Here is a 13,485-nt window from a genome sequence, read left to right on the forward strand (position 1 = left end):
TTAATTCTGCGCGCGAGAGTAATTTAAGTACAGTTCGTTTTCTTCTACGGCCTGGTAAGCTGCGCTAACGTCAGTGGTCAGCGTTGCACCCTCCAACCTGTTCAACGCTGGGACCATTTATGTCGGGGCGCCGACCGTTTCTGCCAATTCGAGTGGCACACGGCGTTGTAGCCTGGCAGCATCGCTCGCTTTCTCAAGCTATAAATCCGGGGGTACTGGGAAGACGCCTTGCGCGCAGAATCTGGCAACAATCGCGCCATAGTCGGAAGCACCGCGGCGTGGATCCGCGCTCCGAGACAGCGAAAGACAGCCTTAAGAGATATCAATGTTGACGGAGACAGGTTTGCTAGCGGCGTAGACTGTCTGCCCTTCTACCGGCGGCCGATACCTGCCGACCGCTACACCCGCATTATTCCGGAGCGCAACGGCAACGCTTACACCGAACCTGAGATGCGCGACATGTAAATAGCGCAGCGAACGGCAACGAGCGCGCGTGCCAGCGCAGGGAGAGCACGACGAGGATGCCCCGGTGGGTGCTCTCCGACAGTCGGTCCGTCGTCACCACCACTCAGCGCCAGACATCAGCAAACCGATCATAATAATTCACGTGGTCGTCGAATTCGCGGGAATGGCTTCTCGGAGAGCACTTTCTGGCCCTACGTCATGCAGAAACTTGTACGGTCGGCCACGTAGGTCCCCGATTGCACCTTCCTCAATGGGCGGCCGCGTTGCCCGCAGACCCAAACGTCACCATTGAAAGCCCGAAACCATCAAGACAGCGACGCGTACTTCACATTTTGGAACGCACGGAGCCCTTCAATTCCGCCTTCGGAGAACATGCCACTTTCCTTGTGGCCTCCAAATGGCGTTTCAGGATAAGTGACTCTCCACCCGTTGCAAATGACGTTGCCGGCTTCGAGATCGCCAGTGGCACGATGAAGTGTCTCGAACTCGCGAGCATGCACGTAAGCCCCGAGGCCATATGGCAAGCGGTTAGCGAAGGCTATAGCCTCGTCGTACGTGTCGAACGGCGTCAACGCCGCGATCGGGCCGAACGGTTCGGTGTTCGAAAGCTTCGCTTCGGTAGTCGCGTCCGCAACAATCGTTGGTTCATAGAAGAATCCTGGCCGATCAAGACGCCTGCCTCCCGTGGCGACCCGGAAACCGCACCGTCTTGCATCCGCGATAAGGTCTTCCACTGCCCTGAGCCGCCTCTCGCTCTTCAGGGGCCCCATGCGGGTCGAAGGGTCAAATCCGCACCCAACGACTATCTTCTTTGCCTCGGCAGTCATCGCCTCAAGGACGTCAGCGTAGATAGAACGTTGAACATAGAACCGGGTTGGCGCGAAGCACACTTGGCCGGAATTGGCAAATTTCGCGGCGACTGCACGCTCAGCGAACGTCTGAACGTCAATGCCGTCAAATACCAAGACTGGTGCATGGCCGCCCAGCTCCATGATGGGACGTTTCATATGTGCCACGGCTTGCTGCGACAGCAGCTTTCCGACTTGTGTCGAACCGGTAAACGTCACAGCACGGGTAACGGGGCTTTCGAGCCATTTGTTCGACAGCATCACGGGATCTCCGGACAAGACAGAGAGAACACCCGCTGGAAGGCCGCATTCGTACACAATTTGCCCAAGCGCGAAGGCGCACGCAGGCACCTCTTCAGAGGCTCGAAGAACGATCGAACAACCAGCTCCCAATGCGCCCGACATCTTGCGCGACGGCGTAACCAGCGGTCCGTTCCAGGTGACAAAAGCAGCCACAGGCCCCACGGGTTCGATGAGCACCAGCTGACGCGCGTTGGTTTCCCGTGAAGGAATCACCCTACCGTACGCGCGCCTGCCTTCCTCGGCGGCCCACTCCCACATTCCCGCCGCCACTTCAACCTCACCAAGAGCCTCGCTCCATGGCTTGCCGAGTTCAAGCACCAGCAGTTCCGCGAGCGCCTCAGCTCTTTCCCGCATGCGGTCCGCAACCCTGCGCAGCAGTTTGCTTCGCTCAAAAGCGGATGTCTTTCTCCATACATCGAAACCTGAACTGGCCGCATCAACTGCTTCATCGGCGTCGGCTTCGGTTGCCATTGACACCGCGCCAAGAGCAATGCCGGTTGTCGGATCAATGACGTCCATTGTTGATCGGCCATCACCGTATTTCATCTCGCCAGCAATAAGCTGACCGAGCTTCGGATACCGTTTGACCGCATCCGCTCGCGTAGTCATCATCTGATTCCCTGTATTTTGTTCTTCGAGCAACGACTTCCAGACTGTTGAAGTCCAGCCTTACATCAAAAACACACCCTTGCCGCCGCTTTGACGATTGAAAGATTGATATGCCTCTTCTGCCTGGTCGAGTCGCCAGCGGTTCGTGAAGAGTTTGTCGAGATCAATTCCCCGGTCGACGACAAAGTCCGCGCAGGCTCGCTGACCTTGAATCGACATCGTCCAGGACGTCAGGATGCGCACTTGAGTCCGCAGATACTTCGCCAGAGAAAAGCTGAATTCTGAGCCGATACCGACGAGGCATACTGTGCCCCATGGACTTACCGAGTCCAGAGCGTCTTGGTTGGCCGTCGCCGCACCAGACGTCTCCAATCCGACGCTGACACCCTTTCCTTCAGTCAGTTCCCGGATTGCCTCGCCGACCCGGCCGTCACGGGGATTAATCACCGCATCCGCACCGAAAGATTTTGCGGTGTTGCGTCGACTTTCATCGATGTCAAGCGCGATGACGCGCGCGCCTTGAGCCTTAGCAAGCAACGTTGCTGATAGACCGACAGGTCCTTGGCCGAATACTGCAACGGTGTCTCGGCCGGTTAGGCCGATGCGCTCAAAAGCACCCCATGCAGTGCCCGTGCCACACGAAATTGCCGCTCCCGCTTCGAAACTAAGTCGTTCGTCGAGCGGTACTAACGTGTCCGCAGGAACTTTCATGTACGGCGCGTGCGCGCCGTGTGCATCTGTGCCATATACCGTTACCGGCGTCGTTCTGCACATTTGCGGCCACCCCGAACGACAGTCGGGGCATCCCATACAGCCGCTGTAATGATGAACCATGACCCGCGCGCCAACTCGCGCATAAGGTCCAATTACACCAGGGCCGACTGCAACTACGACTCCACACGGCTCGTGTCCTCCGATAACCGAGCGTCTGGCTACGTTTTCCTGTTGGCGGTAAAAGTGAAGATCGCTCCCGCACATACCGGAGGCTTTGATCTCTAAAACAACCTCACCGACGCCTGGCGTCGGATCAGGGAAAGTCGCAAGCTCGAGAGTACAGTTTCCACGAAAGACAATGCCACGCATGCCTCAATTTCCTCTTCAGTCTCAATTCAACAATTTTGCAGATTGCGGTCGGCTGGACCGCAGCTGAAGACCCCTCGAGCGCCCGCTCGGGCGCTCGGGAGACGGTCTCTTACCGACCCGACGCGATGGCTCGGCCTAGCGTCGAGTAGCAGTATGTGCCAGCATCTCGGTTGTATCAGAGCTCTCTTCGGGCTCGAGCGACTCAAGAGACTGTTGGTTGGTTTCGATCCCCGCCACCAGCATGAGCAGCGCGACAAATAGATAAGCCCCTGCGATGGCGCCAACGACGCCCGTGATGCCAAATCGATTGAAGAGCGCCAGCACAATGAACGGTGAACCGATCAGGCCCAGTCGACCGATCATTTGAGCAACGCCACCGCCACGGAATCGATATTCGGTCGGGAACAGCTCTGGAGTCGTACCGAGGCCTAACGTCAAAAAGATTGCGACTGCCGAAACCAGCAAGAAGCCGCAAAGAACGATCGCGATCGAAGAGCTCAGGAACGGATAGATTGTCCCGAGACACGCGCACACCGCGCCGAACAACATAATTGCTGTGCGCCGACCAATACGGTCAGAGATGTACGCGAGAAACAGTGGCCCCGCAATCCAGCCACCCATCATGGCAGCATTAAAGCCAAGGGAATGGGTAACACTCATACCCTGCTTGACAAAGAAAGTTGGCATCCATCCCGTAAGACTATATGAACCAAACAGGCAGATGACGTTGACGACGATGGCCAGCATGGTTCGCCGGATCACAGTCCGCGAGAATAGTGCGGAAATCGGCACCCAATGTGGCTCTTTTGCCGGTGACTGCCGTCCGACAGGAAGCGGTTCAGTGACGCCGGCCTCCTTCTCGATGGCTCGAAGGATCTCTTCTGCCTCCGCATTGCGGCCGACGCGCTCCAACCACCGAGGCGATTCGGGTAAGTGACGACGCATCCACCAAACCCACAACGTACCGATGCCACCAATCACAAACATTGGACGCCAGCCCACCCACGGAATCACAATCGTGGCCACCACAGAGGTGATGAAGACGCCCGACCCACCGATCAACGCAAGAAGACCCAGATATTTACCACGGTGGGCGGGCGGCACAAACTCAATAACAAGTCCGTAACCCATCACGTACTCGGCACCCATGCCAAGACCCATAACAAAGCGGAACGCGATAAGCCACGGCATGGACGGAGCGAAGGCAGAAAGAAGCGCCATTCCACCGAAGATTGCGAGATTAAATTGATACGCGAACCGCCGCCCGAAGCGATCGCTCAGCCAACCGGCAAGCCCCGCCCCAATTGTGAGCCCGGTAAAGGTCGCCGACATAAAGAGTGAATTCAGGTGCAAGGTAGACCAGCCACTGTGGAGCATCGCGGCGAGCACTGAACTCGACAAGGTATTGTCGAATGAGTCGAAAAACATGCCCATCCCGACCAGCCATAAGACGCGCGCATGGAAAGCCCCGAGCGGGAGCCGATCAAGTCTCGCGCCAGAATTCACGTTGTTAGCCATTAATAGTGTCTCCGTCAAATCCACACGCTGGTCATTGCCTGCGTGTTACATCACTACAAATCCGGGCATTTTCCAATTCAGAGCAATAGGCACACTGAATTGAGCGAGACGAACGTCGGGCGGTGTTTGAGCGTCGGCGCGGCAGCACCCTTCCTCCTCGTAGGTCGACCAAAGCTGACTTAGTGGCTTTGAGCACCTTTCCATCGAAGTGCAGGTCTTTGAAAGCGCCGCGATGTGCAGACGATTCGAGTAAGACGACCGCAACACGTTGCTGCAAGTCAAAATTGAGGAGGACTTTTGATGCAAGTTGCCTCCAAAGTGAGTAAGCTTGTAGCCGTCGTTATGCGTGTACTTTGCGCCGTTGCCTCTGACGCGTACAGTCCGTTTTTCTTCGTCCGTCGGTAAGCTTAGCTAACCACAGGCTCAACGTCGACGCCAGTGACCGGTCTCTCGCCCGGATGCGACCGCTTCTTACGTGCCGCCTTCGACCCCGTCGGCACTCAATGGCCACCTTCGCTCGCACAAACATAGGGGGAAATTACATACATCACCTCGCGCTCAGCGATTGGCGTGGAACTGGGTCACGGCCTATATGACCAATCCGAACAATCGGCGACGACTATTCCATCGCTGGACAAGACGTATATGCATCCAGCGTTCGAAAGGATTGCCTGTGAGCGCTTCATGGAACGTGGAGCGACTCTAGCCGTCGAACAGCGCTTCGGCACCACTCAGGCTACGCAGCCCATCAAATGGCTGTCGGACAACGGCTCGGCCTACATCGACCACCGCACGCGCAGCTTCGCCCGTGAACTGGGACTTGAGCCGCTGACCGCACCGGTGCGTTCGCCGCAGAGTAATGGCATGGCAGGATCGTTCGTGAAGACGATGGAACATAATTACGTCGCCTATATGCACAAGCCCGACGCACCAACGGCACTCTTGCATCTGGCTATCGCGTTTGAACAATGATATGAGCGCCACCCGCATACAGCCCTAAAATACAGCTCGCCTCTCGAGTTCAGGCCGCTGCGGTGCCATCAACCAACGGCGTACGCGTGTCCCGAGTTACAGGGACAACTCCGGGACATTCCAGCGGACCAAGCTCTATGTCATCGTCGCTTGCTGTTGAACGCGATCAACACGGCGCTCGCACTTCTGCCCCCCTCAAAACACCTTGATCGAAGCCGTTGGGGCAGTGTTATCGTCCCAACGCGCGACCGAACCGCCAGCGGCAGTGCGTCGGTAGCAATCTCCTACTTTGAGTACTCCTTCTCCAGCAGGTAAGCGAGCGCCTGCTTGGCTGAAGCGAGCATCAGGTCGTAACGACTGCGCGGATAGCGCGGAATCTTGAGTCGGCGACACACGACCTCACGATCGGCATGCCATAGGAACACCATGCGAAGCAACTCCTTGTGACGTGGATCGAGACATCGCCATGCTGTCTCGATCTTCGCCGCGTCAATCGGATCGTGCGGGCCGCGTGATGCATTAGCCCAATTATCCAGACGGGATTCCAGCGATACACGGGATGCGTCAGTCATCATCGAGCTCCCCGCCAAGCTTGCCGGACGATACCCGATATCCAGCCGGATCGACCAGGAACAGTTCGATATCCGAGGCACGCCAGCCGACCATTCGGCCGCCTAGAGAAACCGGCTTCGGAAAAGTACCATCCTTGATGCGCTGATAAATAGTTGTGCGAGAAAGCCCAACAACCTGTTCGACCTGTTTGCGGCGCAGGATCGCGCCCGCTACGCGTATTGAGTCCGACATGATTCTCACCCTCCTGGCTTGGTCCGGATCGGTCCGGCGCAGATCCGATTCAAGCAACAGGAAGCCCGGACGGGCAATTCCGTCTTACCGTCAGAACACCCCGTCAGGACCGCGATCGCATATGGTGCCGGCTGTCAGTTTCCTTCAGCCAGTCGGGTCGAATCGCCGACGCATAGGTCTGTGCACTACGAGACGCCTCACCATCGGACTGGGACTTCAAATTCAGTCGTTCGTCTATCGCCCGGGCAACCACTGACGACTTGGGCGGATTGTTCTCGTCATAGTCGGACCAGAAATCCTGCATGACATCAAACATTCCAGACAGAGTCTCAGTCATGAATGGCAGATAAACTGCGACTCCATCAGAATTCCCCACGTAGCCCTCGAATGCACATCGACAAGTTCTCCATGCTGGGGCCATCGCACGCAAAGACTCAAGCTCCGTCTCCTGCCGCTCCTCGATCGCATGATGCACGGTCACTGTGCGCAAAAGTGCCTTTCCCATATCGCTCAGTTGACGTTCCTTCCCCTTCAACTGCTCCGTGAGTCGGCGGATATCAGCCTCAGCCCGATCGATTCGCCGCTGCAATGGATTAACAATAGGTGCTGCGACGCTATTGTCGCGAGTTCCTGGCAGCTGACATGCGCGCTGTGAGTGATCCATGACCGTCCTCATCGCCTACAGCTTTTCGCCTCGGCTCTCTCTCCGTTACTTTCCGCCAATCATCACAGGATGCTCGCGTCACCCATTGAGCTGATTCAGATCTCGACCACGACTACCAACCCTAGCCGCCTGCTCTATCGCTTCATTCAATACTTCCGACGCCCTGCTTCATACGGCGTATCCTGAAGCTGGAAATCGCAGCTCCATGAAAGGTCCGAGAGCAGGCCAATGCAACGCGACCGGCAGCGCCGACCGCAGGAAGGTGCTCTGGGAAAAAGTCTAATCCGCTGAGCGCAACATCGGTACAACGCCGGTTCGTATTGACTTTTCACCTTCAACGTGATAGCAGGAGCAAGCTATGTACGACGTGGATACTCTGAAGAAGTTTGATCTGGTCATCGACGCACGGAGCCCTCGCGAGTTTGCTGAAGACCATTTGCCTGGCGCGATCAATCTTCCCGTTGTCTTCGACGATGAGTATGCAGAAGTCGGTACCACACATCGAACGGATCCCATGCGGGCGTATCAGATCGGCGTCGCGTATTCCCTGAAAAACATCGCGCGGCATCTTGAACTTCCGTATTTCCAGACAAGCCGACGAAGCTCGATTCTGGTTTACTGCTTTCGGGGTGGAAAGCGCAGCAAGCTCTGGGCCGACACTCTGGAAACAATCGGCTACAAAGTCGAACGACTGCCGAAGGGGTGGAAAGGGTATAGGAACTGGGTACGTCAAACTCTCGAAGAAATCCCGGCAAATTTACAGTTCAACGTGCTTTCCGGTCCTACAGGATGCGGTAAGACTCGCTTGCTGACCGCTTTAAGGAAAGCAGGATCCCAAGTCATTGATCTGGAAGATATAGCATCACACCGAGGCTCGATTATCGGCGCGATTCCGGGACGGCCACAACCCACTCAAAAGCTATTCGATAGCATGCTGCTTGCCGAACTATATCGCTTAACACCGGAAAAACCCGTATGGATTGAAAGTGAAAGCAAACGGATTGGACATGTTCAACTACCCACTGCACTGTTCAATAAAATGCATGAAGGACGCTTGTTTTCCGTCCAAACCCCGATGCCCGAAAGAATAGCGATGTGGCGTCGCGAGTATCCTCACTTCGAAAAGGATCCGAAGGGTTTGGTCATACAACTAAGCCATCTGAAATCCCTCGTCAGCCGTGTAACGTTACAAAAATGGATGTCGCTAGCTGAGTGCAATGAAATCGATGCGCTCTTCGAGAGTATCATGCTCGACTACTACGACCCAGCATACTCACGTTCCACGAGGAAGAATTACTCGCACACTGGATGCTCCACTGGAATCCAACTTAAGACACTCGATTCAACGTATCTTGCAACTATCGCAAAATATCTGATTTCTGAGAGTGAGACACCGACGTCGCTGCCGTCTCAGTAATATCTCAGTCCGCCGATTCATTACCGAAAACCAGAGTGACGGAAAAAGAGTTAGCCAGAGCATCTGGAAGTAGCCACCGGGCAAAGTGATGCTTTGCGCAGTGAGCCTCATAAATGGGTCCCCGCTGTGGCGATGGTGAGCGTTATGAAATCCGTTATTGATAAGCAGGCGGTTCGACAGCCAGAAGTCCACGTCCCAAGCCGTAATTGTGGCTCGGCAAGCATGGCGATCAAATCCGTAGTGCTGCATGTACCCTACTGCTTCGACGACAAAGACACTCACAATGACGTAGCCAACGTAAAACATTGCGATGCGCGTTTTCAGGAACACTGCAGAAATCAACATCAGTAAGGAGAAAAGTACATTTCGAAAGAGATGGCGTGGCACTTTACCGTCACGATATGAATGCCTCGAAAATGAAGAGATCAAGGCTGCGGTATAAGAACAACCAACATGGCGCCAGACCGACGTTCCCACTGACGCCGTCGAGCCGAACCGCTGATTTCCTACATGTTGATGGTGTAACTGGTGTGCCGTTCGATAATGCGGATAACCAGCGATCACGAATCCGATGTCACTAACCTCCCTCCAAAGTGAGCTGGAGCGATGTGCAAGCTCATGAAGGTGCGCCATTGCTGTTGAGCTTAATATTCCACTCGCCACGGCGAAGCCAATAAGATCCATCCAGGACGCCGTAGACGAGCGGCATGCACCGATTCCTATCACTACGATCCAAGCAAACACGAACCAGAGCGGCACCTGGACCTCATCTTTTTTCTCCATAACCTGCCCTTCACCCGCAATGCCTCGGCCTATCACTGCATCTAGTACGGGAACAACAAATAGCACAACCATCACGAAAACCCATGGCCAACTGACGATGAACAAGACTCCAGCGGCCATCGGCAGAGTTAATGAGAGCCAGAATGCTCTGCCAGAGTTACGCCAAGAGATCATTTGCCTCAGCGAATTTAACCGCTTCCGAGATATGAGAAACTCCGACCTTATCTTTTATTCTTTTATAGTTTCCATAGACAGTCTGAATGGACACCCCCATCTCACGAGCGATATCTGCGGCAGCAAAACCAGTCCTCAGGTAGCCAATTATGCGCAGATCCATTTCGGTAATTCCGTACCCATCAACCACTTCGCTTTTTACCATTCGGATGAACCAATCCAGTAGCTCCGACGCAAGTGCCCTGAAGTACATTCGATGCGCAGTAAGCCTCTTTTCCCCTGCTGCCTGACTATCATTTGAACCGACATACAAGACACCGAGACGATCTACAACACTCGTGTGAACTGGTATGACGATCCCACTTCTGAAACCATTTTCACTTGCGGCCGCAAGCATTTCGCGTTGTCCCTGTGTTTCGACCACGATCTCCGACCCAGTGATCGGTGCTGTGTTACTTCGCGCATACTCCAGAAACGGATCGGTCATGTACCACTTGTTGGCGTTATACATCTGGCACCACTCGGGACTGCAGCCGATGAGGAATCGATGGGTAGGACGACTCGCCGTTGTCGCCCTTGGAGAAAGGACTGCGAAGACATATGACTCACCGCCAAGTTCGTTGACTATGGATCTGACGCAATCCGCCAATTCACAGTCCCCGTTGGCATTGGTGAGTTTTTCAAAAAGAACAGTTAATGCAGGGGATGCATGTTGGGTAGTCATTTCTTGACCCTTGATCCCCGCGCGCTCGTCAGCTACTCGAGCGTGTGAATTTCTACGAGATGGCGACGAACTTCGTAATACAACGGAACGAGTTCTTTTGAGTAGACGTCTGCAGCGGAAAATCGTTGCACATCGTTCAGCGTCATGATCGGAAGCACCTGGACGAATACCGTTTGATCCCTTTCAATTAATCGTCGCTCAAGAGTAAAGCCTAGTGAGGTTCGGAAAAGACTGAGCACAATCTGTTCCCCACCGACGACGAGCCCGCGCTCATAAACAAGGCTCTTCATCATCGACTCCACCACGATGATTACGATGACCGCACGAGGAGCAGCGAATCATCTCGGGGTCGATGGCTGACGTGCTAGTGACAAAGTCCTCGGCCCCGCATGCATCACATTCCACGATCAAGCCGTTGAATACAGAACCACAACACTGACAAGTGAGACAGTGAATTTCACCCGCAGCGAGGAGTTCCCAACCGTCTTCCATTGGAGCACTGCACTTAGGGCAAAGAAACCCGACTTCGCATGTTACGTTTGCCATGATCGAAAGCTTTCGGAAAGAAAAGCCTCGCGACGTACGAATCTTCAGCTTAGTTTGCACATATTCATCTGCCAAATAGGGTGAGCCAATGGCTTATCGAGTATTCATAATACAAATGTTAGGCTATGCCGATTTGCGTTGATCTCTGATAAGTGGACTCAGGATGGCTGTACAGTTTCGTGGCGCGACGAGGAAAACGAGTTCCACATCAAAATTTATAGGGACATGCCAAACGTAACTAGCTCGTGCACGTACACGTCGCCTTAAGGATAAGAAGATGAAAATCTCGGGCACTCCACCGACGTCCGGTGTGACCGATGTGCTCGCCAGTCCTATGATGTCCCTCGCGTCCGTCGAAGCCAAGGGGCTCCGAGCAGCCACCAATGGCCACAGCCCATTCTCAGGTGTGCCCAGATCTGTAGCTGGTGCGCTTTTCGGAGCAGCATATTGACACCAAACCCTTATTCCTCAAGGAACACCGCTAGAAAAGCTGAACAGTACGACGATGTTCTGGTGTACGCGCACGACGGCCGAATCAATCAACACATGCTTGATCTCGATTTCGTCAGCCACGATTAGGCAAAACGGAACTAGCGACTGGCCCCTCTCAGTTTTAATAACGGCCGTCGGATAGAGGACTCCTGTGACGTCGACGCGAACATCCAGAGACTAAAGGAACTCAGTTTCGACACGGCTGGCCAGCATCAAGACTATGGCTGTGCGCTGGACTTCGTCTTTGACGGAGTTATCGATTCGTTCGCAGCAATCAATCGGCCACTCCTTCGTATTTTGAAATGCGAAGGGAAAGGTACGTCACGCGCCGACTCAGATATGCAGTTGCCGTGAAAGACGTTCCTTCCGTTTGATATGGAAGACTTTTGTCGCGACGGCACTCTCCGATATACAGCGAATTGGTTTCGGCTCTATCGCCCGCGTAACGGTCCGAGATCCGCCGCGCGAGTGACACCATCCCTTCGGGGGATCGACAAGAGTCAGCAACCACGTCGTGAAGTTGGTCGCCAACAGGCGGACGGATATCTCGTACACACCTACTTGTTCAATCAACCATCCGCCGCAACCTTGCTGGTCTTCAGCCGTTCAAGATAATCTGCCCACTCCTGCATCATCGTTCGACGTTCCCTAATGAACTTCGTGCGATTGTAGGCGGAACCCAAGTTATCAGGCACCGCATGCGCGAGCTGATGCTCGATCACCTCCGGTTTATGCTCAAGCTCTTCATGCAGGATCGTTCGTGCCATCGCGCGAAAGCCGTGGCCGGTGATTTCCGTACGTGTGTCGTACCCCAAGCGACGCAACACTGCGTTGATTGTGGCTTCACTCATTGGACGCTTGCGATCGCGCGCGCCCGGGAACACGTATAAACCATTGCCGGTCAATGCCTTGAGTTCCCGCAAGATAGCGACGGCTTGGGCAGCGAGTGGTACAAGATGAGCCGTATCAGTTTTCGTCACGGCATAGCGCCATTCGGCGCGGTCGAGATTTATGTGGCTCCATTCTGCCTTACGAAGCTCGCCAGGCCGGACGAACAGCATCGGAGCAAGTCTGAGCGCACAGAAAACCGGAAACGTGCCCCTGAAGCCATCGAACGCGCGCAGCATTTCGCCTACTTTGTCCGGTTCAATGATCGACGCGAAGTGGGTTGTTTGCGCGGGTGGAATAGCCCCAACAAGATCACGGGCTGGGTCCGACTTGCAGAAGCTCTCTTTGATCGCGTATCGAAAGACGCGGCTAATTTCTCCGCGCAAGCGATGGGCGGTATAGCGCGCGCCGCGGCTATCGACACGTTTCAGTGCCTCAAGAATCTCTGGAGCATCAATCTCGGAAATGGGACGTTTGCCTAGCCACGGGAACGCATCGTTCTTGAAACGCGCGAGCGTGTTCTCATGCTGCCGAGGTTCTATGTTGGACTTACGTTCTTCCATCCATGCCAATGCAACCGCTTCAAACGTATTGCCTGCTGCGAGTCGGACTGCACGCTTATCAGCCTTTTTTGCCGCGCTTGGGTCCATGCCTGCAGCTAGGCTCGCACGCACCTCGTCGCGCTTCTTTCGTGCAGCAGCCAACGACACATCCGGATAAACGCCGAGAGCGAGCGTTTTATCCTTGCCCGCGAACCGGTAATTCATCCGCCAATATTTGGCGCCCGACTTGTCCAGTTGGAGGTACATGCGACCACCATCGGACAACCGATTGCCAGCGCCCTCTGGGTTGTAGCGGGCGGTCCGCACCTGTGTGTCGGTGAGCGGCATGGTGGTATCTCCTGCAGTACACAGCAAAAATTCAGCAGATACCACCAAAAATACCACCAATTTTGCTGGCTGTCCCAGCACTTCGCCGCACCACGCAGGAAACAAAAAACCCGCGAAGCCTTGTGCTGTCGCGGGTTTCCGTACTTCTCCGGAACTCGCCGGAATATACTCTGGTGCCCAGGGCGTCAACCAGCGTCGTCTTCTCCCGGTTGCTCAGGAGTGGCAGGTCGACGCCCAGGTCTTTTTTTAGGAGTTCATTCGCCTTCTTCAACAGGTCGTGTTCAAGCTGCAGATTGCGAATGTCG

10 protein-coding genes and 2 pseudogenes are annotated in these 13,485 nt (G+C 54.9%); 2 read left to right on the top strand and 10 right to left on the bottom strand.

Translation table 11 applies throughout. From position 1 onward, the window contains the following. Positions 1–770 precede the first annotated feature (770 nt). The 3 genes from F3J19_RS29030 to F3J19_RS29040 form a co-directional block, all read right to left on the bottom strand. Positions 771–2,258 (bottom strand): NAD-dependent succinate-semialdehyde dehydrogenase, encoded by a 1,488-nt coding sequence (locus F3J19_RS29030; RefSeq protein WP_240159330.1) that lies wholly within the window; start codon positions 2,256–2,258, stop codon positions 771–773. 27 nt (positions 2,259–2,285) lie between these two features. Then, entirely contained in the window at positions 2,286–3,308 is a 1,023-nt protein-coding gene (locus tag F3J19_RS33030; protein WP_167049350.1) for a zinc-binding dehydrogenase, read from the bottom strand. A 135-nt stretch (positions 3,309–3,443) separates the two neighbouring features. Continuing rightward, on the bottom strand, positions 3,444–4,826 hold the full coding sequence (locus F3J19_RS29040) for an MFS transporter (RefSeq protein ID WP_167049352.1): 1,383 nt from the start codon (positions 4,824–4,826) through the stop codon (positions 3,444–3,446). A 705-nt stretch (positions 4,827–5,531) separates the two neighbouring features. Between F3J19_RS29040 and F3J19_RS29045 the strand changes: the two are divergent. After that, positions 5,532–5,795: pseudogene (locus F3J19_RS29045) on the top strand (IS3 family transposase); the annotation flags it as partial. A gap of 287 nt (positions 5,796–6,082) precedes the next feature. Here the strand turns inward: F3J19_RS29045 and F3J19_RS29050 are convergent. The 3 genes from F3J19_RS29050 to F3J19_RS29060 form a co-directional block, all read right to left on the bottom strand. Continuing rightward, positions 6,083–6,373 (bottom strand): hypothetical protein, encoded by a 291-nt coding sequence (locus tag F3J19_RS29050; protein ID WP_167049354.1) that lies wholly within the window; start codon positions 6,371–6,373, stop codon positions 6,083–6,085. Further along, on the bottom strand, positions 6,363–6,602 hold the full coding sequence (locus F3J19_RS29055; RefSeq protein ID WP_167049356.1) for an AlpA family transcriptional regulator: 240 nt from the start codon (positions 6,600–6,602) through the stop codon (positions 6,363–6,365). The genes F3J19_RS29050 and F3J19_RS29055 overlap by 11 nt, the downstream gene beginning before the upstream one ends. A gap of 103 nt (positions 6,603–6,705) precedes the next feature. Next, positions 6,706–7,266 (bottom strand): hypothetical protein, encoded by a 561-nt coding sequence (locus F3J19_RS29060; RefSeq protein ID WP_167049358.1) that lies wholly within the window; start codon positions 7,264–7,266, stop codon positions 6,706–6,708. Positions 7,267–7,624: 358 nt separating this feature from the next. Between F3J19_RS29060 and mnmH the strand changes: the two genes are divergently transcribed. Beyond that, positions 7,625–8,683 (top strand): tRNA 2-selenouridine(34) synthase MnmH, encoded by a 1,059-nt coding sequence (gene mnmH / locus F3J19_RS29065; protein WP_167049360.1) that lies wholly within the window; start codon positions 7,625–7,627, stop codon positions 8,681–8,683. Positions 8,684–9,623: 940 nt separating this feature from the next. On the opposite strand, the gene F3J19_RS29075 is transcribed toward mnmH, so the two are convergent. The 4 genes and pseudogenes from F3J19_RS29075 to F3J19_RS29090 all read right to left on the bottom strand — a co-directional run. Continuing rightward, the gene (locus F3J19_RS29075; RefSeq protein ID WP_167049364.1) at positions 9,624–10,364 is read right to left on the bottom strand and encodes an autoinducer binding domain-containing protein; all 741 of its coding nucleotides are present in this window, start codon (positions 10,362–10,364) and stop codon (positions 9,624–9,626) included. Between the two features lie 32 nt (positions 10,365–10,396). Then, entirely contained in the window at positions 10,397–10,657 is a 261-nt protein-coding gene (locus F3J19_RS29080; RefSeq protein ID WP_167049365.1) for a hypothetical protein, read from the bottom strand. A 1,314-nt stretch (positions 10,658–11,971) separates the two neighbouring features. After that, a complete protein-coding gene (locus F3J19_RS29085; RefSeq protein WP_167049367.1) occupies positions 11,972–13,180 on the bottom strand; it encodes an integrase arm-type DNA-binding domain-containing protein in 1,209 nt (402 codons plus the stop codon). A gap of 31 nt (positions 13,181–13,211) precedes the next feature. After that, positions 13,212–13,485 (bottom strand): annotated as a pseudogene (locus F3J19_RS29090) (hypothetical protein); the annotation flags it as partial.

The organism is Burkholderia sp. Ax-1724 (assembly GCF_011752995.1).
Lineage (GTDB): Bacteria > Pseudomonadota > Gammaproteobacteria > Burkholderiales > Burkholderiaceae > Paraburkholderia.